We start from the raw sequence: 23,293 nt of genomic DNA, 5'->3' as shown, positions 1-23,293 counted from the left end.
GAGTCGCACATCGATCCCACTCCGATCTCTTGACGCCAGCCTGAAACCTCGGTCTCGAGACGCAACGCAAAAGAAAGGTCTAAGTACGCACCTCAGTGCGCCGTGGCACTGTTCGTGTACGTAAGTGAAAGACCTTGACCTTCATCTTCCAGGAATTAGAGAAGCGGGCCGCGATGATCTGCCCTAGCTTCCTCCTGTCGCACGCTGTCCCTTCCCGACCCAAGAGACGACCCAGCTATCGAGTCAATAACTCCTGTGGCAACAGCGCGTGCCTAATGCGTCAGCGAAACAGATGAATGAGAATGGCTGGAAGGCTGGAATTGGCGCCGGTCGGGGCCGATGCGATCCTCCTTCTTCAGAACGTCCATCAGGGTATGGACGAGTATGTGGCGCTTGATCTTTCGACCGTATGGGATGTACGCGCAATCGAAGTAGACCACCATGTGAACCGCGGTACTCCCTGAGAATTCTGGAGTTGGGCTCGCAGTGCCGACACTTCGAATTCACTATCCGAACATCAGCCTCTACGGCTCACTCACGACAATGTCCCCGACGTCCGTACTTGCAAGGACCGCTGGCTATGTGCCGTTGGAACGAGGCCACCGAAAGGGTCACGCTGTTCCGATCGAAGGCCGTAGCGACGGCCGCAATGTATATGCCCATCAGTTGCGGCGACGGGGCAGGGGCCCCGCATGCGGTCCCAGCGAAAAATATGCGCCCAGCGTAGGCCCTCAACATGTCCTCCGAGACCGCGCCGTGTGCACAGTACCACGCCGTGTCGACCTGCCGGTCTATGTGGCCGAATTCTGCCACCTAGACGGCACGGAGATCACCAAGATACTCTCGCCCCCCTGACTGACGGGCAAGGGGCCTGCAGCTCTGAGAGCGAATGCGGGATGTTATACACACTTCTTTCGGGGCTATTTTAACTGACCAAAACTAGAACGTTTTGGGGCAAGCCAACTCTGATCGCGAACACGACTTTCAAGCCCAGAGATTTGGCAATCGTCATTCCTTTCATTCTCCGCGATGTCCGGCCCTCTCTGAGGACATGCGGGCCGGCGTAAGACCCAAGGAGAAGGGGCTGTGATCATCTCGGCGATCCCAGGGCCCGTCTCCTGCCGCTAATTGATTTATCTAAGTATCTGAAATATAGTTAATTAGTTAAGAAATTTCGCGACTTCATGCCACTAATTTGTGCCACTAATCCGGGCCATGCCGCCGGACCTCTTGAAGTCCCGAGGGCGCCGGAACCGTTGCATGAGATTAACAGAGACCGGGCAGTGCTGTGGCGGCGGGTCGCGCGCACGGATCAAGGGACCGCGATCGGTGCAAGACTTCGCATAATGCAGTTGTAGATACAAATGGCCCTACGTGAGATTCTGTTCGACAAACGCAGCATGGCCGACTGACACTCCCTCCGGGTCGTGAGCCAAGGAAAGGGGTGGCAGAGATTGGCCGCCATTGGCGCGCCAGGCATTGTTCATCGCTTGGAAGCTGGCCGCGGGCGTCTTATCTGCGAACGGGGCCGGGCAGGGAGCTCGGTCCGGTGAAAGGACGACAATGCAGCGCTGCGACCCGGCCTTCGGAGCCCGAGGACTACTTCACCGAGGCGCGGGCGCGCATCGAGAGTCATGTCGCGTCGACCTTCTCCTTCGCGGGATCGGCCCGTCTGCATCGCAGGGCCCTGGGCCTTGATATCCTCTGTGTCCCGCTCAACGTCGTCCTGGCGCCCCTGCATGCGGTCCTCCGCCTCGTCGCGCTCCTGATGCGGGTGGTGCGCCTGAGACGCGCTTCATGCCTTCTGGGGCGCATCCACCTGATCCTGCCCACGCGCACGGCTCGCGCGGTGGAGGAGGGGCTTCTCGAGCATGTCTTTGCCCTGACGGGCGGTCCGGGGCGCTCCATCGTGGATCGCGTCGCCGAGGCTCCTCCGCTTCGCGATGACGCGTCCCTCAGCGAGGCAGAGACGCGCAGGCGGGCAGAACGCGCCGCCGCGACCATCAAGACCTACACCGGCACCCGGTCGGCCGTGGCCGAAATGACCACGGTGCTGCTGACAATCTGCTTCGGGGCCTGGCTCTTCCATCGCCTGACCCCGGGCATGCAGTCCCTGGCGCCTGCGCTGGCCGATACCTACGCCATGGACGCCGCGATCGGGAACTTCCCGCTCGGGCGTGGACTGGGCGGTCTCTGGTACGGCGCCTTCCCAGTCGGCGCCTCGCCCCTGGCCATTGTCACGGTCGCCCTGATGCCCATCGTCACGGCGGCCGTCGTCACGGCCTTTGCGGGCATCCTGGCCGATCCCGTCCAGACCCGGCTCGGTGTCCATCAGGCACGTCTGCTCCGGTTGGTCACCGCCGTGGAGCGGGACATGACAGGGTCGGATACCGCTCCCTTCGCGGCGCGCGAGCACCTCTATGCGCGGGTCTTCGACATCGCCGATATCGCCGGTGGGCTGTTCAGGCACTTCCGGTGAGGACAGTCTGGACTATCCCTGGACGAGCGTCATGGCCCGAGTGCCAAGAGTACCAGGCGCACGGCATGGGTCTATACCTCGTTTGATCGAGCGGCAGCGTTGTATGCACTCTCCTTGCGAGCATCTTTTGGGCGGAATCGCAGCCCTCAACCGTGATGCTGGTAACCTTCCCCCCACCGCAGCTCGAGTAGGGGTACCCGCGCTTGGTCGCGAGCTCATTCCTAGACCTGATGATTGCGGAGTGAGCTGACTTGGCACGGCAGACCGCGTTACATACTTCAGCGTTATCCGACCGGGCACTCCTTTGGGCATGAGACAGACGCAGAAGAGGGCTCGAAAAATTCAAGAACCACATACTGTTAACCCACAGGCCGCGTACGCACCTGGAGTCATTTGTCGCTTCGTAAAATTTGGGAGGCTTCCCTGTTCAAAGGTGTATTATCTTGGGAAGGGCCGCCGACCCAGTCAGCCCACTCCGCGATCATGGGGTCTATGGGACGCGGGCCTCTGAGGAACCACGGGGACGTGGTTCTGGCGATGCGCCGGGACCGACTGATGCCAGTCCAGACAGCGAGCACGCAATTGCGATGGGCACGTCTTGATTCTATTGAATCAGCATCGTGTTGGCAGCTGCCGCGCTGACCACCGACCGAAACACGCATCCCAGCGGCCCTAGCAGTGAGGCCGCGCTCTAGGGAAGGACGGCGACCTAACTGGACTTAAACCCCACTCCGACGGACCAAGCCGCTTGTGCCGAAGGCGATCGACGAAGATGGCCCCGTGACCGAATTCAGAGCCAAAGTTCGCTGCCGACAATGGGGCTGGCTCAGATGCTCAGCACCTCGAAGTCCAAAATTCAGGAGGGCGTGTTTGGACCAATGTCATCCGCGTCCGGCACGGCCACTTGTGTTCTGTCGATGGTCTTGAAGCGCGGCTTGTGCGGCGGAAACTTGGCGCGGTCCTCTTCGAGCAGGCCCGCGTCCGTGATGATGAGGTCGATGGAATTGATCGGCACCGTGCGGTGCAGGGCGCAGGACATGAACCTGCTGCTGTCGGCGATGAGCACGACCTCTCTTGCGGCGGCGGCCATGGCTCGCTTCATGTGCCCCAGTTCCAGATTGGTTTCCGACGTGCCATTCTCGTCGATTGCGGTGGCCGAGGTGAAGAAGATGTCGCAGTGGATATTCTTCAGGAAGCCCAGCCCGGGCTCTCCCAGCAGGCTGAACGAGCCGACACGACACGCGCCTCCCGGCACGATCAGGGTGATGTTGTCGCGGTAGGTCAGCTGCTTGGCCACGTAGAGATCGTTGGTGATAACGGTAAGCGGAAACTCGATCTTTGCGATCTCGTCGGCCAGGCGATGACAAATGACGGCGCCGGTATCGATCAGGAGGGACTGGCCCGGTTCGATGAGCGTGAGCGCCTCGCGCACTATGGCCAGCTTTTCCTCGACCGCTGTTCGCTGCGACAGGTCGGTGGACGGCTCGTAGCTCGAGCGGGACCGGATCGCCACCGCGCCGCCATGGGTGCGCCGCACGAGCCCCTCGCCTGCCAGGACGTCCAGGTCCCGGCGAATGGTCGATACTGAAATCCCCAGCATCCGAGCAAGATCCTGACCGGATCCCGCCTGGTTCTGCTTGAACCAGTCGATGAGATGTTGCCGCCGCTCTGCCGGCAGCATCTCTTCATTCAATGTGTCCTCTGACTTGCGCAAGGGGACCTCCTAATCTGGCATTGGGTCGGTTTGACCTGACTATCGGTAACTAAGTGCGTCAAAGCAGGCTAGGTAACCAAAGGACGATCTGCGGGAAAACCGCGAGAATGACCGTTCCGAGACACAGCAGCAGGAAGAAAGGCATCGTCGCGCGCACGGTTTCCCCAAGCGATCGCTGCGTGAGGCCCTGCAGGACAAAGAGGTTCAGTCCCACTGGCGGTGTCAGGGCGCTCATCTCTATCATGATGACGAGGTAGATGCCAAACCACAGCGGGTCGAAACCGGCCTGCACGATGAGCGGGACCGCGATGGGTACCGTCATCACGGTCATCGAGGTGCCGTCGAGGAACATGCCCAGCACGATGTAGAGACCGGCGAGGATCAGCAGAACGCCATAGGGCGACAGATCGAGCGACGAGATTGCCTGCGTGATCTGATTGGGCAACTGCAGGAAGGCGATTGCTGCCGACAGGAAAGAGGATGCGGCGATCAGCATCAGGATCATGGCCGAGACGCGGATGGTCGCGGCAAGGCTGTCACGCATGAGTTTGAGCGTGAACTGACCGGTGACGATGGTGATCACGATGGCCCCGAACACGCCGACCGCGGCGGCCTCGGACGGCGTGGCGATGCCCGAGTAGATCGACCCGAGCACGACGAACATGAGCAGCATGATCGGCAACAGTTCGACAAAGCCGCGCGCGATCGCGCGGGCGTCCACCTTGCCTTCGTAGCGCGGGGCACGTTCGGGGTGCAGCAGCGAGACAAGCGCGATGTAACCCGCGTAAAGTCCTGCCATCATCAGGCCGGGCAGCAGGCCGCCGGCAAAGAGCTTGGCAATCGAGACTTCGGCCAGGACCCCGTAGACGATCATGGCAATCGAAGGCGGGATCAGCAGCCCGAAGGAGCCGGCACCGGCCAGCGAGCCTGCGGCAAGGCGCAGGTCGTAGCCGCGCGCCTGCAGTTCGGGGATGGTGATCTTGCCCACCGTCGCCGTGGTTGCTGTGGACGAGCCCGAGATCGCGGCGAAGACCGTGCAGCCGAAGACGTTGGTGTGCAGCAGGCCGCCCGGGATGCGCGCCACCATGGGCGCAAGGCCACGGAACAGCCGCTGCGAGATGTCGGTGCGGAAGATGATGTCCCCCATCCACATGAAGATCGGGATGGCTGCAAGCTCCCACGAGATGGCGGAGGAAGAGATCACCTTGGTGGCAATGGTCCCGATGCGGGCAGCGCTGAAGTCGAGGACAAAGTACATCGCCGAGGCCCCGACCAGCATCAGGCCGGAGAAGATCCACGCGCCGGAGCCGAGAAAGAGAACGAGCAGCAGCAGGATGACCGTGGCGGAAAACGTGATGGACATGGAAATCTCCCGATCAGAGGGTCAGGGCGCGTTCTTCGGCGTGACCGACCACGATGAGTCGGAGCGCCCGTACGAGCATTTGCAGGAGCAGCAGGATGAGGCCCACGAAGAAGAAGCTCTCGGGGATCCAGAGCGGGATCGGGATCAGGTGTTCGCTGACCGAACCGCGCTCGAAAAGCTTCGCCACCGACTTCCACTGGTGCATGGCGAGGAACCCCATGATGGCCGCGGAAGAGCCGAGGGCGAAGGCCTCCACGATCCAGCGCAGCGGACCGGAGAGCGTGTCGGTTAGGGCTGTCACGCGGATCATTGCGCCTTCCTCCAGCGCCCAGGGCGCGGCGAGGAACGTGATCGCGGCAACGCCGAAGCCCACCAGAACATCGGCCATATAGGTCGAGGTGGAGAACATCCGCATGCAGATCTCGAGCAGGATGAGAAGGGTCATCGCGACCAGAAGGGCCGCCGAGATGACGGCCGCGGTCCTGTTGAGGATCGTCGACAGCCGAGCGATGGAGGCAAGCCAGGCCGGATCGTCGTTGCGGTCGGGGTGGTGGTGCTCTTCGATCTCGGGGAGTTCAGGCTTCTCTACGGGACTCACTGCACGCTCCATGGTTTGTCATTCCTAGGGGCTCCGCGCCCCGCTGTGCAGGGCGCGGAGGATAGCAAGGATCAACCCTGCTGGGACTTCAGTTCCTCAAAGCGGGCCAGGATGCGTTCGCCGCGCTCGCCTGTCTCGGCCAGCCAGGTCTCGCGCACCTGAACACCGGCCGCTTTCAGGAAGTCGAAGACCTCTTGCGGCACGTCCGCGCTGCGGGTGATGTTCATGCCGTTCTCGGCCATCTTGGTGTAGGCCTTGTCGATCGAGGCGCGGATGATATCCCAGTTGTAGGCGTCGCAGGTCTCGATGGTCTCGAGCATGGCGGCCTGAACGTCCTCGGGCAGGGCGTCGAACTCGTCCTTGTTCACGTGGCACATGAACAGGCCCATGGCGTAGCTGAGTTCGGTGAAGTCGCTCAGGTAGTCCCAGATCGACAGCTGGATCGCGCCGTCCGCAGAGGTGAGTACCGCGTCGAGACCGCCGGTCGACAGCTGCGGGATCAGGTCGGACCAGGCAACCTGCAACGGCGCAGCGCCCGCGTTCTTGAGGGTCTGGGTGCCGTTCACGTCATAGGTGCGCACGCGCAGGCCCTTGAGGGCATCTTCCGAGGTGATCGGCATCTTTGCGTGGATGCCGGAGGGCGCGTTCGGCATGGCCCAGAGCAGCACCATGTTGTTCTCTTCGAAGACCTTCGCATATTCTTCGCGGGCGGCCTGCCAAAGCAAGTAGGCTTCGTCGAGATCGGAGGCGATGAAGGGTAGCGACGACAGGTTGAACAGGGGATCGATGCCGCCTAGTTGCGTCATCAGCGTGACCGCCGCTTGCACGCCGCCATCCTGCACGGCATCGAAATGGTCAATCGACTTGTAACCGAGGGCGCCGCCGCCCTGGTAGTTGATGCTAAGCTTGTCGCCGACCTTCTTGCTGACTTCCTTCACAAAGAAATTGCACGCCTGGCCAGAGAGGGACGTGGCGCCGTACTCATCGGACATGTCCCAGCGGACGTTGGCGAGGGCGGGGCCGGTCAACGCGACGAGCGCGCCGGTAGCGGTGGCGGTGCGCATGAACGCGCGACGAGTGAATGTCATGGTAAAGCTCCCTGCGATTGCTTTCGTTTCGGGCGGATACGTTCGCCGCACCGATCATTGAGGCGTGCACAATGATGCGTGTATGCAGGCACATTTGGACCCTATTCGTCAAGAAAGTTTCACTTACCGCCATAGAATCTGATGGATGATGCTCATATTTGACTTTTTTTCTGTAAAATTCGGCATGCCTTAGCCAGTATCCCGACATTCTGTCATCGCTGAAAACTTTTTCGTTCACTTTCGACCACAAATGAGCAACGGTAGGCTCCGTAGCGGGGATGATCGCGATTCTCCGGTACCACCTAGGAGCAAGGTAGTGATTCATGTCGTCGAATACCCAAATCCTGCTATTTCTGCGTGGCGCGAGTTTGAGCTCTATGCCAAATGCACTCGGCGCCTTGCTCCGCTTGGGAGCAAGCGCGGTGCAGGGGCGCCGCCGGAACTGCGGCTGACTTGATCTTACCTTGATGCTTCTTGATCGTTTCTATTGCGCGTTTTTCCCAACGTTCAATTTTGGGGTGAGCGGGAACGAACCGACTTTTCGTGTACATCGAGAGCGGAGGTCTTTCCCTCGAGAGCAGCAAAGGACGTCGTCGCGTGTCGCGCGGTGGCGCGACATATTCCAGAAAGCGGCCGCGCGCGCGGCCTGAACAAAAGGTAGGAAGGCAGAAATGGCCTGGAGAATTGGCGTAGATTCCGGAGGCACGTTCACCGATGTGTGTCTCTTCGATGAAGACAGTGGCAAGGTCGAAATCTGGAAGGTCTCGTCCACGCCAGACGATCCTTCGCGCGGCATCACCACGGGTGTGGTCGAGGGCCTCGACCAGGTCGGCAAGACCGCCAAGGACCTGTCCTTCCTCGGTCACGGAACCACGGTTGCCACCAACGCGCTGATCGAGCTGCGCGGCGTGAAGACCGGTCTCATCGTCTCCGACGGCTTTCGCGACCTGCTGGAAATCGGCCGTCAGAAACGCCCGAATCTCTATGACATGAACGCCGAGAAGCCCGAGCAGCTGGTCTCGCGGGATCTGCGTCGCGAAGTGCCCGAGCGCATGAAGTACGACGGCACCATTGATGTGCCGCTCGACGAGGCCGCGCTTCGCGCCGAGCTGCGCGAACTTGCCGGTCAGGACATCAAGTCGCTGGCCGTGTGCTTCCTCTACGGCTTTCTCAACACTGAACATGAAGAGCTCGCCAAGCGCGTGATCGCCGAGGAGCTGCCGGATGTCTTCGTGTCGACCTCGCATGATGTCGCGCCCGAGTTCCGCGAGTTCGAGCGTCTGTCGACCACCGTGGTCAATGCCTACCTCGGGCCGGTCATGCAGCGCTACATCCGACGCCTGAAGGAAAACCTCGCAGAGATCGGTCTGGAAATCGCGCCGCAGCTCACCCAGTCGAACGGCGGCGTGATCGGCTTCGACACCGCCGCGAACCTGCCGGTGCGCACCGTGCTCTCCGGTCCCTCCACCGGCGTGGTTGCTGCGCAGGCCATCGGCAAGATGTCGGGCTTTGACAACATTATCACCTTCGACGTGGGCGGCACCTCTTCCGACGTGGCGCTGCTGCAGAACGGTGTCTGCCAGCTTACCGGCGAGGCCGACGTCCACGGTTACCCGATCAAGGCGCCGATGCTCGACATCCACACGGTCGGCGCTGGCGGCGGCTCCATCGCCCATGTCGATAGCGGCGGCCTGCTGAAGGTCGGCCCGCGCTCGGCTGGCGCTCATCCGGGGCCGGTCTGCTATGGCCTGGGCTCGACAGAACCGACCGTGACCGACGCCAACATCGTGCTTCAGACGCTGAACCCCGTCGAGATCCTCGGAGGCCGCATGAAGGTGCGCCGCGATCTGGCTGTTGCGTCCGTACAGCGCCTCGCCGACAAGCTCGGCCTGGGCGTGATGGAAAGCGCGCAGGGCATCATCTCGGTGGTGACCGCAAACATGGCGAAGGCGATCCGGGTGATCTCGGTGCAGCGCGGCCACGACCCGCGCGACTACGCGCTGATGGCCTTCGGCGGGGCGGGCCCGCTCCACGCCGCACGTCTGGCCCGAGAGCTCGACATGGGCAAGGTGATCGTGCCGCTGACCCCGGGAACGCTCTGCGCGCTCGGACTGCTGCTCACTGACCTGCGTGCCGACTTCGCGATCTCGCGCCTGCTGCCGCTAGACGACAGCGCGCTTGCCTCCATCGATGCAGGCTTTGCCGACCTCATGGGGCAGGCGGGCGCATGGTTCGATGCCGAGGAGATCTCCGAGGACCGCCGCGTGATGACGCGGACCGCGGACATGCGCTACATGGGCCAGAACTACGAGCTTTCCGTCGCTGTGCCTGCCGGTCCGATCACCCCGGAGACCTTCAAGGCACTTGAGGAAGGCTTCGAGGCGGCGCACCGCCAACGCTTCGGCTTCGTCGCGGAAGGCGAGCAGATTCAACTCGTCACCCTGCGTCTCGAGGCGGCCGGCGTCGTGAACAAGGCCCAGTTCAAGCCGCAGCCGGTCGAGGGGCACGATGCCTCTGCCGCGCAGATCGACACCCGCGATGTCTATATGGCCGAAGCTGGCGACTTCGTGTCCTGCGCGGTCTATGCGCGGGACAGGCTGCGCCCCGGAAACGTCATCCAGGGCCCTGCAATCGTTGAACAAATGGATACCACCACGGTTATCCTGCCAGACATGTCGGGCACCGTGGACACCTATCTCAACCTGATCCTGGAGGTGAAGGCATGACCGCGACCGAAAAAATGACCATCGATCCGATCACGGTCGAGGTGATCGGCTCGGCACTTCAGAGCATCGTCGAGGAGATGGGCGAGGCGCTGGTGCGCGCGTCCTACTCCACCAACATCAAAGAGCGGCGCGACTGCTCCACCGCGCTCTTCGACCATCGCGGCAACACGCTGTGCCAGGCCGAGCACATCCCGATGCACCTCGGCTCATTCCTTGGCGTGATCCCTGCGATTCAGGCCCGCTTCGACATGGCCGACATCAAGCCCGGCGACGTGTTCATGGCCAACGACGCCTATGCGGGCGGCGCCACGCACTTGCCCGACATCGTGCTGGCGGAACCGATCTTCGTCGAAGGCACGCTGGTCGCATGGGCGGTCAACACCGCGCACCACTCCGACTTCGCCGACCGTGGCCACGAGCACATCTATCAGGAAGGCATCCGCATCCCGCCGGTCCGCCTCTACCGGGAGGGCGTGCTCAACAACGACCTGCAGGAGATGTTCCTGCTCAACTGCCAGGTCCCGCGCGAGCGCATCTCGGACCTGCGCGCCCAGATGTCCGCGAACCGCCTCTGCGTGCAGCGGATGAGCGACCTCTGCGTCAAATACGGCACCGCAAAGGTGCTCGCCGCCGGGGACGCGCTGCAGGACTACGCCGAGCGCAAGATGCGTGCTGCAATCGAGGCGATCCCCGACGGCACCTACAGCTTCGAAGACCAGTTCGACAGCAACCAATGGTCCGGCGCGATGACCTTCAAGGTCGACATCACCGTCACCGGCGACGAGATGCTGCTGGCCTTCGATGGCCCGCCGCAGGTTCGCGGCGGCCTGAACCTGATCTACACCTCGCTTCTGGCGGCGGCCTATTTCACGGTGAAATCCGTGCTTGATCCGACCGTCCTGCCAAACGCGGGTCTGGCGCGGCCGCTTACCGTGACGGCGCCCAAGGGATCGATCCTCAACTGTGCCCATCCGGCGGCGGTCGAGGGACGGATCGCGGCCTCGCAGCGGGTGACCGATCTGGTCTACGGCGCGCTCGCCAAGGCGCTTCCGGGAAAGGTCATGGCTGCCGGCAACGGCTGCTGCACCGGCGCGATCTTCAACGGGGCGGACGACGACGGCAACATGTGGGTCTACCTCGAGACGATCGGTGGCGGTGGCGGCGCTCGCCCCGGCGCGGACGGGCTCTCGGGCATCCATGTCGGCCTGACCAACACCTCGAACCTGCCGGTCGAGGCGCTGGAGCTGGAATACCCGCTCACGCTGCTGCGCTACGAACTCGTGGACGACAGCGCAGGCCTGGGCCAGTTCCGCGGTGGCATGGGAGTCAGGCGCGTCTACCGTGCCGAGAAGGCCTGCCGCTTCACCGTCGAGAGCTCCCGCGTGGGGTCGCAGCCCTGGGGCCTCGACGGCGGCCATAGTGCCAAGGGCACCACGCTCGACTTCGGCGACGGGCGCACGACTTTCGCGGGGATGGTCGACCTGAAGCCCGGGCAGATCGTGTCGATCACCACCCCGGGTGGCGGTGGCTACGGTGATCCGGCGAAACGCCCCGAAGAGTCCGTCCTGCGCGACATCGCGGAGGGCCGCGTCAGCGCCGCGGCCGCCAAGGCGACCTTCGGTCTCGGCGCCTGACGGACCTAGCAGCGCATCGAGGGACGGTCACGGAACATGATCCGTGGCCGTCCCGCAGACACGCCGCGAACAAACTCCTCCTGAGCAAAGAATTTATGATGATTAACAGTGAAACCAGAGGGTTCGTCCCCTCGCTGAACACGGTCGCGAGCGAGTCCGAGCTTCCGGCCGAAACTGATGTGGTGGTCATCGGCGGCGGCACGGCGGGCGTGTCGACCGCGCTTTTCCTCGCGGAGAAGGGCGTCCGTGTCACCCTGTGCGAAAAGGGTGAAATTGCCGCCGAGCAGTCGTCGCGCAACTGGGGCTGGACCCGCCAGATGGGCCGTGATCCGCTCGAGATGCCGCTGACAATCCAGAGCCTCAACCTCTGGCGCACGCTCAAGGATCGTTTCGGCATCGAAGCGGGCTACAAGGAAACCGGCATCGTCTACGTCTGCAAGAAGGACTGGGAAGTCAAACAGGCCGAGGGCTGGGCGAGGACCGGCAAGGAATACGGCCTGCCCCTGCGTGAACTGACCGCCCGCGAAATCGAGGAGATCGTGCCGGGAATCGCGCCGGGTCAAAGCTACGGCCTGCACACGGCGACGGACGGGCGCGCGGAACCGGCGCTTGCCGTCCCTGCCTTTGCCGACGCCGCCCGCCGGCTGGGGGCAAAGATCGTCACGCAATGTGCGGTGCGCGGCTTCGAGAAGTCCGGCGGCGCCGTCTCTGCGGTGGTCACCGAAAAGGGCACGATCAAATGTTCTGCCGTGGTGGTTGCCGGAGGCGTCTGGACCCGCCCCTTCCTGCTGAACATGGGTGTGCACCTGCCGCAACTGAACATCATTGCCGCCGCCGCGCGCGTTGAACCCGTCTCGGGAAATCTTCACAACGGCCCTGATTTCCCCATGGGTGGCGCAGCCTTTGGCCTGCGCAAGCGGATGGACGGCGGCTATACCGTGGGTCCGCGCAATATCAACATCGCGCCGATCACGCCGGATAGCTTCCGCCTGTTCACCGACTATCTGCCTGTCTTCCTCAAGAGCTGGCGTGAACTGAGCCTTCGCTTCGGCAAGGACTTCTTCGAAGAGCTCATGTCGCGCAAGCGCTGGAGCCTCGACCAGATGACCCCCTTCGAGGCGGTGCGGGTGTTGAACCCCGAACCTTCGGACTGGATGCTCGACCGCGCCCTGAAAGGGATGCGCGAGACCTTGCCCGCCCTGCGCGATGCGCGGGTGACGCATGCCTGGGGTGGTGCGATTGACGCCACGGCGGACGGCGTGCCGGTGATTGACGGGGTCGAACAGATCCCGGGCCTTTATATCGCGGCGGGCCTCTCGGGTCATGGCTTCGGTGCGGGTCCCGCGGTTGGCCAGCTGATGGCGGAACTGGTGGCGGGGGACCGTCCGACCGTTGATCCGACCCCCTTCAAATACAACCGCTTCCGCTCCACGAAGCGCTTTGCCGCATGGGAGCCAAAGCAGGCCTACGCCTGATTGCCAGGCCCGCGCGCTGCGTCCCACACGAACTGACGAGACCAAGGATGGAAGGACAATCCATGACCTATTCGCCAAGCGAAACCCGCTACGAAAACATGATCTACAACACCTGCGGCGCAAGCGGGCTGAAACTTCCGGCGATCTCGCTGGGTCTTTGGCACAACTTCGGCCACGACACGCCGCACGACACCAAGCGCGCGATTTGCCAGACCGCCTTTGACCTCGGGATCACCCACTTCGATCTCGCCAACAACTACGGCCCGCCCGCAGGTTCCGCCGAAGAGGCGTTCGGGGAAATCCTGCGCACCGACTTCAAGGGCTACAGGGACGAGCTGTTGATTTCGTCGAAGGCGGGTTGGGACATGTGGCCCGGGCCATATGGTGACGGCGGTTCGCGCAAATACCTCATGGCGTCCTGTGACCAGTCGCTGAAGCGTCTCGGCGTCGATTACGTCGATATCTTCTACTCGCACCGCTTCGATGCGAACACGCCGCTCGAGGAAACCATGGGCGCTCTCGACAGCATCGTGCGGCAGGGCAAGGCGCTCTATGTCGGGATCTCGAGCTACAACTCCGAGATGACTCGCAAGGCCGCCGCCATCCTACAGGAGCTCGGGACGCCCTGCCTCATTCACCAGCCCAGTTACAACATGCTCAACCGTTGGATCGAGCGCGACGGCCTGAAGGATACGCTGGCCGAACTCGGCATGGGTTCCATCGTGTTCACGCCGCTGGCGCAGGGCATGCTGACCAGCAAATATCTCAACGGTGTTCCCTCCAACAGCCGTGGCGCCCGTGGCACAACGTTGAGCGAGGGCTTCCTCTCGGAAGAGAATATCGAAAACATTCGTCAGCTGAACCGCGTTGCTGAAGGGCGTGGCCAAACACTGGCGCAAATGGCGATCGCGTGGTGCCTGCGAGGCGGGGAGATTACCTCTGCCCTGATTGGCGCGTCCAAGGCACAGCAGGTCATCGACTGTGTCGGCGCGCTGGAAAACCTCGAATTCACCGCCGAGGAATTGGCCGAGATCGACTGCTACGCCGTCGAGGGTGACATCAACCTCTGGGCCGGTGCCACCAGCAGCTGACCGGAAATTTCCCGATCCGGGTCCGCCCCCTCCAATCGAGGGGGCGGGCCATCATGCGGACTGGACGTCCGCCCAGGCACCGTTGGCCTGGCTCACAAAGGTCGCGTCAAGGACTGTTGACCTGCTCGTGACGCTCACCGCAAAAATGGTAGGGTCAACTCTTGCATCAATGGGACAGAGACGGCGCATACGATTTACCTAGTTCGGCAGGATATGCATTTTGCTAGCGGGGCCATTGATGCGCCGGCCTTCTGAGTCGAAGAGGTGCAGCACAGTTGATGCTGCGCCGAGCTTGATCTGGGCGCCGCGAATTAAAGGAATCTCACCTGGCAACTTGGCCACGAGTAGATCCGAATGTTCACCAATTTTGCTGTGGACAAGCTGCACCTCGCCCAGATGCTCCACATGGTCGATTGTGGCGTCAATCAGCGCATCCTGCGCGTGTGCGAGCGTGAGATCCTCAGGGCGGACGCCCACCTGAACCGCTTCCCCGACCTGCATCTCACCCCGCTCGATAGCAACCTTTGCTCCGTTGAAGAGGCGGACCGAAATGGTTCCGTCGGACTGGTCGGCAACTTCTCCAGAGAGGATGTTCATAGCGGGGGAGCCGATGAAGCGCGCGACAAATACGTTGGCAGGATTGCGGTAAAGGTCCTGCGGACTGCCGACTTGCTCGATCCGTCCATCCTTCAGAACCACGATACGATCCGCCAGGGTCATGGCCTCGACCTGATCATGGGTCACGTAGATCATTGTTGTGTCGGGCATCGACTCTTTCAGTTTAGCGATCTCGATCCGGGTCGCGACACGCAAGGCGGCGTCAAGGTTCGACAGTGGCTCGTCGAACAGAAACACACGAGGATCGCGCACGATGGCGCGACCAATGGCGACACGTTGGCGCTGTCCACCGGAAAGCGCCCTTGGATAGCGATCAAGATATGGTGTCAGCTTGAGGACTTCGGCTGCGCGAGAAACGCGCGTCTTTATCTCAGCCTTGGGAACGCCCGCGATTTTCAGACCGAAGGCCATATTGTCGAAAAGGGTCATGTGTGGATAGAGCGCGTAGCTCTGAAATACTTTCGCGATGCCGCGCTTGGATGGCGGCACGTCGTTCATAAGTTGGTTTTCTATGCGCAATTCGCCAGCGCTGATGTCCTCCAGCCCCGCAATGCACCGCAGAAGTGTCGACTTGCCACAGCCGGAAGGTCCTACAAAGACCATGAATTCCCCTGTGTGAACATCGAGATCGATGCTGTGGAGCACATCGAATGTGCCATAGGATTTCTTGAGCTGTCGAATGGTCATCTCGGCCATTTTGGGGCACTCCGGTGTCGTTCGGATTTTTGCTCGTGGCCGGGGACAAGGTCCGACAGGTAACGCACGAGTGGATTGGGTTGCCGATTGCGGATTTCCGCGGCATTGCGACGTCTGACCGCCGCGCGTACAATACGGGCGCCAATGTAGCGGATCGGTTCCGGTGGCAGTGTCCTTCGCTGTGCTAGGCCGACAAGCCCGCTCCGGCTCCATTCGTCGCTACGGCCCAACGCCATACTGGCCAGAATACGCGCGACGACGGGAGCCTGCGCGATCCCGGTCCCGTTCAGGCCAAGCCCAAAGATAATGTTCCTGTGCCCTGTAAGACTGCCACACGCAGGCACGTGGTCCGGGGTGCAATCGATGGGTCCCGCCCAGTCATGGGTGATGCGGGTATCCCGAAGGTCGGGGTAGAGCCTCTTGAGTTCTTCCCGGTTATCGCGACCGCCCTCCTTGCTTCGATTGAATTCGGCGCCGAAAGCATCGTTGTAGCAGATCCGTCCGCTGCCATGACCGAAGATCAGCCGGCCGTTTCGATCGCGCTGATAGTAAATCACCTGTCTTTGGGAATCGCAGACGGCGACACCTTCCTGCAATCCGAGACGATCCAGAAAAAGTCCTGTCGGCTCAGTAGCGATAACCTGGCTCTGCACCGTGAACATGTGGCGGTGAAGCTCCGGGATACAAGACAGCCAAGCGTTAGTGGCAAGCACGAGCGTGTCCGCCGTTAGCGTCCCAATCCCGGTTTGCAACTCGCAAGGAGAGCCAGGAACAATGGTTCTTACTACCGAGCCTTCATGGATCTTGACGCCGCGGGAGATCGCAAGATCGCGGAGCCCGAGCGCAAGTTTGGCCGGTTGAAGCGAGCCGGCGCGTTCCTCCGAAACGCCGAGATAGGAGGCTGGGGAGCCGGTCCGTTGCAGGATTTCTTCCGCGCTAAGCGGCCGGAACGTGTTGGTGGCACACTTCTCCGTCATCTCGACAGCGCTGTCCCAGGCACCTTCCTGGGCCGTCGAGCTTGCCGTCCATAGCCATCCGCGCAGTCGCAGGTCCATGTCGATCGTACCGCTCGCCTGCAATTCCGCGAGTTCCTCGATGGCTTCGGCTGTCGCCGCGCAAAGCCGTTGGGCCTCTTCGATCCCGACTACTGATGTCAATGCGTCGATTTCGGCGTACCACGAATGCACTTGCCCTCCGTTGCGCCCCGAGGCGCCGCTTCCGCAGGTGCCCGCTTCTAGAACGGTGACTGAGCGCTCCGGCGCCAACGCCCGCAGGCGGAGTGCGGTCCAGAGGCCGGTATATCCACCTCCGACGATGGCGATGTCCGTCCTGTGGGCACCCTCCAGTGGCTTTGTGACCGGCTTCGCACCGATATCCTGAAGCCAGAAGGACCGGTCTCCGGGGGCCGCGAGAACAGGTGTGCGCAGAGGAATGGCGGTCATCTGGAGGTCTCCTTCGTGCCCGCAATCAAGTCTTTGTATTTCGAAGGCAACCAGCCGGGCACCTTTCGCAATGGCTGAGGGAAGCCTCCGGCATGCTGACAGGTGAGCGCGGCTGCTTCTGTTGCGGCCGCCATTGCAATTTCAGGATCCAGGCCTGCGACGGCAAAGTCGGCAAGGAAGCGTGCAATGAAGCTGTCGCCTGCGCCGCAGGTATCGACGACCTGCACGGGATGGGCGGGTGCAGAGCGTCTCAGACCGCCCTTCGAGAAGAAAGCACCTCGTGGGCCACAGGTCAGAACCACAGTCTCGGCACCGTCGGCGTGCAGGCGATCCAGGATCGGAGACACTGGTTGTGCCTTGTCCTCAGGTCCAGAGGCAAAGACGATGCTGACGCCGGCAAGAGAGAACCCGGTACGCTCCGTAGAGATGTCGATACTGAACGGAATAGCGTCGGCAACCAGTCGGTTTACAAGTCTCGGGCTCGAATGGGTGCCCAAGTGAACCCACCCAGCCTGCTGAAGTGCCGCGTAGCTTTCCGGGATGGGCTCGTAACATTCGCCTACGCCAAGGTCTTCTAGGAGGAAACGTCGATCACCGTCACGCTCACGGATCAGGGTGACGGCCGTGCCGCCTGTTCGACGCTCGATCCCGTCGGTGGATAGGCCGGTGCGGGAGATCTGCTCAAACATGATGTCGCCTTCGGGATCGTTTCCGATCGCTCCGAGGTACAGGGCAGGATGCCCTGCTCGGGCCCATTGCACGGCCACGTTGAGTGCATTGCCGCCTACTGCCATCAGGTTCTTGTCCACGTACACGTCGAGACAGTTATCCCCGACCGTGATCAATGGAGCGCTTAGGGAATTGCTTACGGAAGGTCTCATGCAGCGTCCTCCGTGCGATCCATGAAGGGCGTAATCGCAGTCAGGTTGCGCTGCCAAGCCCCCATCGGATCAAGTGCGTAGGATGGTGCTCCGATAGCTTCGAAGGTCAGCGTTCCGGCGTATTTCGCCTGCGTCAATTCAGTGATCACGCTGCCGAGCGGTAGCGTGCCATCGCCCCATACGAGATGGCCCGAAGGCGTACCATCGACGATATGGACATGGGCAAGGCGATTCCCGAACCGAGAGAGATAGTCCGCGACGGAGTCTCCAGCTACCGCGATCGCAACGGTATCGAGCACGACGTCGAAATTGTCGCCGGGAAGCTCGCCGAGAAGTTCTTCCAGTTCGGCCGCACTATTGGCGACGTTCGACTCCACCCGTTGTAACGGCTCGAGAAGGCACCGTAGCCCAAGCTCGGATGCGCGGGCTGCAATTCGTGCCAGGGCGTCGCTCGAGCGGCTCCAGGCGTCCTTGGCAGGCGCATTTTCGTATCCGCGTCCCGGCGTGAGAAACAGATAGTCAGCTTCTAGTTCGGCCGCGAACTCGGCAGCGCGAAGGAAATGCGCGATGCTTGCGTCTCGCCAGCTCGGGTCGCCGCTGGCGATGTTGACCGGATAGGCAACTTGTTCTGGCGTCAGGCAGCGCACGCCGATCTTGGCCGCCCTAAGAACCCGGTTCAGCCGGGTCACGTCGGACCCGGTGGCGCGCGAGACATCCAAGTGGGGAGCAATGCCCCATAGTTCGATGCGGGTGAAGCCAAACTTGTGCATCGCGTCTAGACAGGCATCGAAAGTGTGGTGCTGGAAGGTGAAGTTCGCTCCGATCAGCTGAGAAGAGGCGAGGGTTGTCATTTCGGTCCTATTTTCAGGGCTCATTTTCCGATGCCTTCGGTCAGGCCGCGGATGAAGTATTTCTGCATCGCGAAGAAGAGGAGCACGATCGGCATTGCAGAAATGGTCATGGCAGCGAAGACTTGGGCGTAGTTCGTCCCATGCTTGGCCATGAGCGAGGTCAATCCGACGGGCAGGGTTTGCACGTCTTGCGCGCTCGTGAAGATCATCGCGAAGAGATATTCGTTCCACGCGAAAAGCACGTGCAGGATAACGCTGGAAACGATGATCGGCGCACAGAGTGGCAGGATGATCCGCCAGAAGATTTGTCCCTCCGACGCTCCGTCCATGCGCGCGGCCTCGTCCAGATCAGAAGGAAGATCTAGCATATAGGCCCTGATCAGGAAGGTCGTGAAGGGAATACGGAACGCGGTGTAAAGGAGAATCAGTGCCCAGTGGGTGTTGTAGAGCCCGAGGGACTGCATCATGCGGACTAGGGGAATGAGCGCGACCGTCGGGCTCAACATCATGCCGCCGAGTATCATCGCGGTGACCAGTGGTTTTCCGGGCATGCGAGAGCGACTCAGCCCGTACGCCGTCCATGCGCTGATGAACACCGTGCAAGCAGCTGAGGCCGATGTCACCACGAGGCTCGAGACAAGGAAGCTCTGAACGCCCTGGTTCCACGCGGCCACGTAGTTTTCGAGCCCCCATGACCGAGGGAACGCGAAAGGTTCGTTGAAGATTTGCGCGTTGGACTTGAAGCCACTGAGCGCCATCCACAGAAGTGGATAGATCACCACGATGGCGAGGCAAACCAGAAACGACAAGATGAACGTCTTGCCAAGAGCGTTCCAGAAACGGTCGCCATCGGTCTGGGTCGAACTAGGAGAAACGGTCATAATTTGACCCTCCGCTTACTTGTGTACCAGACCTGCAAGGCGCCGGTGAGCATGGTGACCGCGAATATCACCGCCGCGATTGCTGCTCCGTAGCCGAACTCGTTCTGGATAAATGCCTGTTGGTAGAGCCATGTTCCGAGCACCTGGCTGCTGTTGTTCGGTCCTCCGGCGGTCATAACCATGATTTCGTTAAACACCTGAAAGGCCCCGGTGATCGTCACGATGACCATTAAACCGGTCATTTCGCGGGACATCGGGAAGGTGATGGAAAACAGGCGCCTGATCGGTCCTGCCCCATCCATGATCGCCGCGTCATAGAGCTCGCGCGGGATCTTTTGGATCGCGATGGAGAACAGAAGCGTCGAGTATCCGAAGCCCTGCCACTGACTCATTGCAATGATCCCAAAGATCGCGGTGTTCTCGAGCGCTAGCCATGGTTTCGAGAGTGCCCCGAGACCCATAGCGTTTAGGCCGGCGTCGAGTAGTCCGACCTCGGGCTGGTAAAGGAAGTAAAACAAGAGCCCCGTGACTGTGGTCGAGATCGCGGAAGGGACGAAGTAGATTGCCCGGCAAAGGTTGCGGGCGCGCCGGCTCTTTAACCCCTCGATCATCGCTGCAAGGAGGAAAGCGCCGAACACCTGAAAGACAATGGAAAGCCCGGCGTAGAGCGTATTGTTGAGCAGAGCTCGCCAGACCACCGGGTCGTCAAGCAAGCGTTGGTAGTTCTTCAGTCCTACCTGACTGATCTCGCCGGTAAAGATGTCGCGGTTCGTCATGCTGACCCGAAAATTGTCGACGATGGGCACGTAGATAAAGGCACCGATAATAAGGACAGCCAGCACGACCCAGCGCAGCGACAGGGTGCGGATGACTACCCGCCGCAGCAGAGTAGAGCGACGGATCTCGTGGGTGGTGCCGCCTGAAGCGGCGGCACCGGGGAAATGGGGATCGGTTGGAACCATCTTGTGCGGCCTAGTTCTTTGCCGCTGCAGAAGTCTCGCGCACCGCGGCTATCAGTTCCTCGGAGCTCATCGATCCGCCGACCAGAGCCTGAAGGCCTGACAGCCAGGTTGCCGCAACCCGCGGATGGTGGACGGTATCGAGCCAAGGCATGAGATAGCTTGCCTCGTCGATATCGGCCATGCCGGCCACGACGCTGGCGTTCATCGCCTGCGGATCCGAACCGCCGATAACAGCGCTCGGCTGCCCGTAGGGACTGGCCGAAAGCACCTTGCCCATCTTCTGCGTTGTGAGGAACTTCAGAAAGTCGATTGCTAACGGGATCTGATCAGAGGTCGCACTGACCATGTAACCTTCGGGCGCACCTTCGATCGCGTGCGGATCTCCCTGCGCATCCTCAGGTGCCGGGAGAACGAAGTAGCCAAATTCCTCGGGCTGAAGCTCGGTGTCGGAATTGGCCGAGCCATCGAACTCGATGATCTCCTGATAGTACATGGCGGCCTTTTCATCGCTGAAGGCCTGAACCGCAGCTTCATAGGAGGTGCCGTTGGGCGCGCCGCTGGTGCAATGCTCGATGAAGGCCCTGAACTGGTCGAGGGCGGTCACGTAGCCTGGGTGATCAAACTTGGAGATCTTCGGATCGAAATCCTGCTCCAGTGTGTCGACGGGTACGTTGTAGACGAGAAGCTGACCAGCATAGTGCACTGCGGGCCAGGCCTCCTTGTTGCCGAAGGAGACAGGAACGATGCCGGCCGCGTTGATGGTGTCGCAGGCGTCCAGAAGTGCGTCGAAGGTCGTCGGGCGCTCAATGCCGAGATCTGCAAATATAGTCTTATTGTACCCCATGAATTTCGCGTCAAGATAGAGCGGTACACCGAAATTCTTGCCGCCGTAGCTGAACGCGTTCAGCGCGGCGGGAGTGAAGGTTGCGCCCCACTCGGTCCCAGACCCGACCACCGGGGTGAGGTCAACGGCGCGGTTCCCGCGGATGAAATTGCCTCCCCAGGTGCCGGTCCAACTGAAAAAGATGTCGGGCATTGAGTTGGTGGCAACCAGCGTCTTGGTCTTTCCCTTGACGCTGTCATCGGTCTCCTGGATCAGCTCAAAGGAGACCGAGGGGTGCAACCCAGAGTATTGTTCGGCAACTTTCTCAAAGAAGGGTGAATGCTGTTGCGAACCGAACTTGGTAAGGATTGAAAGGGTGCCATTGTAATCGACTTCGGCCTCTGGATTAGCGGTGACGAGGTTTGAGCCCGCCGCGAGCATTTGCGGGGCGGCGAAGCTCAGGGCCGACGTCATGGTCAAAGCCGAAGTAATTATTTTTGCGAGCTTTTTCATTTTTTATCTCCCTGTTGGTTTCTGGATCAGCGCATCAGTATTCGACGCGCTTGTAGTATCGACGGGTAGTCAGCGGGTGGTTGCGGAGCACCTCGAGATGCGCACTCAGTCGCTCGAGGAGCGTTGCAAGCACCACCGGCGAGATCATCGATCGGGTGGTGTCGCTGATGCCGGGAAGGCTGACGGCCTTGGTGTCCAGAATCCGCAGCTTATCGGTATAACGTGGTGCGAATTTCTCGACCCTATCTCCGAGCGGACGGTAGGGATCTTCGCCCTTGAACAAAAAGACGCTGACACCCGGTTCCACCAGTTCGAGCGTACCGTGGAAGAAATCTGCAGCGTGTACCGGACGGGTGCGGATCCACTGCATTTCCTCGAGGATGCACATCCCATAGTAGTGCGCTTCCGGCCAGGCTGACCCGGCTCCAGTAAAGATGTGGTAGGGCTCGTCCTTGATCGCCTCGGCCAGCTTTGCCGCCTCAGGCTCGAAAGCCTCCTTGGCGTCGCACAGCAAGCCGGGCAGGAGCTGCAGTTCGGCAACCAGCGCGTCATAATTTCCGATTTCGCCCCGGGCGTCGAGGATCGACAGAACCAGAAGCAGGGTTTGCAGATAGAACATCTCCGAGGAGGTGTCGTCTTCAGCGAAATTTGTGAAGTTGTGGTCGGCGTCCCGAGCCAACGGAGTGTCGGCATGCCCGGTGAGTGACAGGGTCTTGGCGCCCGTGCCCTTGAGGAATTCCAGAAGTTCGACGCTTTCCTTGGTGGTGCCCGAGAGTGAGGGGAGCACGACAAGGGCTTTTTCGTTGAGCCCGGCGGGCGGGGCGATCACGGTCTGAGCGGGGTATTGAGCGCCAATAGGGAAGGTGGAGTAGCGTCCGGCAAGTTCGATCGCCGGCAGTGTCAGTAATTGCACGCCTCCGGTGCCCATAAAGAATACCCGCTCAATCCCCGAGGCGAGCAGGTCACGGATCAGTGCGCGCATCTCTCCGGCAATCCCGAGCGCGCCGCCCTGAATGGAAAGAAACCGGTCCTTGTCGAAATTTAACATCGTTTTTTCGTCCCTTAATTTAGGCACAGGATGCCCGGCCGGATGCGGCGCTATGCCGAAGCCGCTGGCGAGCACCGCCTTGGAAGAGTTTGAAAGGAGATCGATCTCAAAAAAGAAACGGCACGCGTCTGTGGTGATGTGATACCGATCTCATAATCACGTTGTCACAGCTTCAGAATCTTCGCAACAAAAACATGAAAAAATTTCTAACATCCTGTTAATATTGAATTTATAGAGAAGAGGCGCGGCTTCTCGTTGCGCCAGTCAGGGATACGGAAGACCCGACTCCAATGGAGAGGGTGCTGCGCACCATGGATCAGGAGCCGTCGACATAGGGGGCCTTCTTTCCGCTAACCGCACTGGCAGCGCTGTCGGGAACATGCCAGAAGGACTGAACCCAATCGTCGAAG

17 protein-coding genes are annotated in these 23,293 nt (G+C 61.1%); 5 read left to right on the top strand and 12 right to left on the bottom strand.

Translation table 11 applies throughout. The features are described from left to right. Nucleotides 1-1,549 precede the first annotated feature (1,549 nt). Nucleotides 1,550-2,479 (top strand): DUF6635 family protein, encoded by a 930-nt coding sequence (locus G0D83_RS07085; protein WP_164191121.1) that lies wholly within the window; start codon nt 1,550-1,552, stop codon nt 2,477-2,479. Nucleotides 2,480-3,335: 856 nt separating this feature from the next. On the opposite strand, the gene G0D83_RS07080 is transcribed toward G0D83_RS07085, so the two are convergent. From G0D83_RS07080 to G0D83_RS07065, 4 genes are all read right to left on the bottom strand, one after another. Beyond that, on the bottom strand, nt 3,336-4,193 hold the full coding sequence (locus G0D83_RS07080; RefSeq protein WP_235958008.1) for a DeoR/GlpR family DNA-binding transcription regulator: 858 nt from the start codon (nt 4,191-4,193) through the stop codon (nt 3,336-3,338). A 58-nt stretch (nt 4,194-4,251) separates the two neighbouring features. Further along, the gene (locus G0D83_RS07075; protein WP_092430683.1) at nt 4,252-5,556 is read right to left on the bottom strand and encodes a TRAP transporter large permease; all 1,305 of its coding nucleotides are present in this window, start codon (nt 5,554-5,556) and stop codon (nt 4,252-4,254) included. Between the two features lie 13 nt (nt 5,557-5,569). Continuing rightward, nucleotides 5,570-6,154, bottom strand: coding sequence for a TRAP transporter small permease (locus G0D83_RS32095; protein WP_370457183.1), 585 nt, complete (start codon nt 6,152-6,154; stop codon nt 5,570-5,572). 71 nt (nt 6,155-6,225) lie between these two features. Next, the gene (locus G0D83_RS07065; RefSeq protein WP_164191113.1) at nt 6,226-7,242 is read right to left on the bottom strand and encodes a TRAP transporter substrate-binding protein; all 1,017 of its coding nucleotides are present in this window, start codon (nt 7,240-7,242) and stop codon (nt 6,226-6,228) included. A gap of 671 nt (nt 7,243-7,913) precedes the next feature. On the opposite strand from G0D83_RS07065, the gene G0D83_RS07060 reads away from it, so the two are divergent. From G0D83_RS07060 to mgrA, 4 genes are all read left to right on the top strand, one after another. Next, on the top strand, nt 7,914-9,968 hold the full coding sequence (locus G0D83_RS07060) for a hydantoinase/oxoprolinase family protein (RefSeq protein WP_164191110.1): 2,055 nt from the start codon (nt 7,914-7,916) through the stop codon (nt 9,966-9,968). Then, nucleotides 9,965-11,602, top strand: a complete 1,638-nt coding sequence (locus G0D83_RS07055) for a hydantoinase B/oxoprolinase family protein (protein ID WP_092430691.1) — start codon at nt 9,965-9,967, stop codon at nt 11,600-11,602. The genes G0D83_RS07060 and G0D83_RS07055 overlap by 4 nt, the downstream gene beginning before the upstream one ends. Before the next feature lie 98 nt (nt 11,603-11,700). Further along, nucleotides 11,701-13,077, top strand: coding sequence for an FAD-binding oxidoreductase (locus G0D83_RS07050; protein ID WP_164191107.1), 1,377 nt, complete (start codon nt 11,701-11,703; stop codon nt 13,075-13,077). 62 nt (nt 13,078-13,139) lie between these two features. Beyond that, the gene (mgrA, locus tag G0D83_RS07045) at nt 13,140-14,168 is read left to right on the top strand and encodes an L-glyceraldehyde 3-phosphate reductase (protein ID WP_164191103.1); all 1,029 of its coding nucleotides are present in this window, start codon (nt 13,140-13,142) and stop codon (nt 14,166-14,168) included. Between the two features lie 198 nt (nt 14,169-14,366). Here mgrA and G0D83_RS07040 read toward each other — a convergent pair whose 3' ends face one another. From G0D83_RS07040 to G0D83_RS07005, 8 genes are read right to left on the bottom strand one after another with little or no spacing between them, the layout of a single operon-like run. Continuing rightward, nucleotides 14,367-15,482, bottom strand: coding sequence for an ABC transporter ATP-binding protein (locus G0D83_RS07040; RefSeq protein WP_164191099.1), 1,116 nt, complete (start codon nt 15,480-15,482; stop codon nt 14,367-14,369). Then, nucleotides 15,470-16,924, bottom strand: coding sequence for an FAD-binding oxidoreductase (locus G0D83_RS07035; protein ID WP_164191096.1), 1,455 nt, complete (start codon nt 16,922-16,924; stop codon nt 15,470-15,472). Before G0D83_RS07035 ends, G0D83_RS07040 begins: the two co-directional genes overlap by 13 nt. Continuing rightward, nucleotides 16,921-17,805, bottom strand: a complete 885-nt coding sequence (locus G0D83_RS07030; RefSeq protein WP_164191079.1) for a PfkB family carbohydrate kinase — start codon at nt 17,803-17,805, stop codon at nt 16,921-16,923. The genes G0D83_RS07035 and G0D83_RS07030 overlap by 4 nt, the downstream gene beginning before the upstream one ends. Beyond that, nucleotides 17,802-18,656: a TIM barrel protein gene (locus G0D83_RS07025; RefSeq protein WP_164191076.1), complete on the bottom strand. Its 855-nt coding sequence runs from the start codon at nt 18,654-18,656 to the stop codon at nt 17,802-17,804. The genes G0D83_RS07030 and G0D83_RS07025 overlap by 4 nt, the downstream gene beginning before the upstream one ends. A 20-nt stretch (nt 18,657-18,676) precedes the next feature. After that, nucleotides 18,677-19,537, bottom strand: a complete 861-nt coding sequence (locus tag G0D83_RS07020; protein WP_164191073.1) for a carbohydrate ABC transporter permease — start codon at nt 19,535-19,537, stop codon at nt 18,677-18,679. Next, entirely contained in the window at nt 19,534-20,499 is a 966-nt protein-coding gene (locus tag G0D83_RS07015) for a carbohydrate ABC transporter permease (protein WP_164191070.1), read from the bottom strand. The genes G0D83_RS07020 and G0D83_RS07015 overlap by 4 nt, the downstream gene beginning before the upstream one ends. A 10-nt stretch (nt 20,500-20,509) precedes the next feature. Next, nucleotides 20,510-21,835 carry an ABC transporter substrate-binding protein gene (locus G0D83_RS07010; protein WP_164191066.1) on the bottom strand — a complete coding sequence of 442 codons (1,326 nt, stop codon included), beginning with the start codon at nt 21,833-21,835 and terminating at the stop codon, nt 20,510-20,512. 34 nt (nt 21,836-21,869) lie between these two features. Continuing rightward, a complete protein-coding gene (locus G0D83_RS07005) occupies nt 21,870-22,883 on the bottom strand; it encodes an SIS domain-containing protein (RefSeq protein WP_164191062.1) in 1,014 nt (337 codons plus the stop codon). Nucleotides 22,884-23,293: the final 410 nt, after the last annotated feature.

Source organism: Salipiger sp. PrR003 (assembly GCF_010500785.1).
Taxonomy (GTDB): domain Bacteria; phylum Pseudomonadota; class Alphaproteobacteria; order Rhodobacterales; family Rhodobacteraceae; genus Salipiger; species Salipiger pacificus_A.
This window is presented reverse-complemented; position numbering and strand designations above follow the sequence as displayed.

Coding starts and splice junctions, on each gene's coding strand:
- G0D83_RS07020 (WP_164191073.1), bottom strand. CDS start 19,537: ATGACCGTTTCTCCTAGTTCGACCCAGACCGATGGCGACCGTTTCTGG.
- G0D83_RS07025 (WP_164191076.1), bottom strand. CDS start 18,656: ATGACAACCCTCGCCTCTTCTCAGCTGATCGGAGCGAACTTCACCTTC.
- G0D83_RS07035 (WP_164191096.1), bottom strand. CDS start 16,924: ATGACCGCCATTCCTCTGCGCACACCTGTTCTCGCGGCCCCCGGAGAC.
- G0D83_RS07010 (WP_164191066.1), bottom strand. CDS start 21,835: ATGAAAAAGCTCGCAAAAATAATTACTTCGGCTTTGACCATGACGTCG.
- G0D83_RS07005 (WP_164191062.1), bottom strand. CDS start 22,883: ATGTTAAATTTCGACAAGGACCGGTTTCTTTCCATTCAGGGCGGCGCG.
- G0D83_RS07060 (WP_164191110.1), top strand. CDS start 7,914: ATGGCCTGGAGAATTGGCGTAGATTCCGGAGGCACGTTCACCGATGTG.
- G0D83_RS07055 (WP_092430691.1), top strand. CDS start 9,965: ATGACCGCGACCGAAAAAATGACCATCGATCCGATCACGGTCGAGGTG.
- G0D83_RS07030 (WP_164191079.1), bottom strand. CDS start 17,805: ATGAGACCTTCCGTAAGCAATTCCCTAAGCGCTCCATTGATCACGGTC.
- mgrA (WP_164191103.1), top strand. CDS start 13,140: ATGACCTATTCGCCAAGCGAAACCCGCTACGAAAACATGATCTACAAC.
- G0D83_RS07050 (WP_164191107.1), top strand. CDS start 11,701: ATGATTAACAGTGAAACCAGAGGGTTCGTCCCCTCGCTGAACACGGTC.
- G0D83_RS07040 (WP_164191099.1), bottom strand. CDS start 15,482: ATGGCCGAGATGACCATTCGACAGCTCAAGAAATCCTATGGCACATTC.
- G0D83_RS07065 (WP_164191113.1), bottom strand. CDS start 7,242: ATGACATTCACTCGTCGCGCGTTCATGCGCACCGCCACCGCTACCGGC.
- G0D83_RS07015 (WP_164191070.1), bottom strand. CDS start 20,499: ATGGTTCCAACCGATCCCCATTTCCCCGGTGCCGCCGCTTCAGGCGGC.
- G0D83_RS07075 (WP_092430683.1), bottom strand. CDS start 5,556: ATGTCCATCACGTTTTCCGCCACGGTCATCCTGCTGCTGCTCGTTCTC.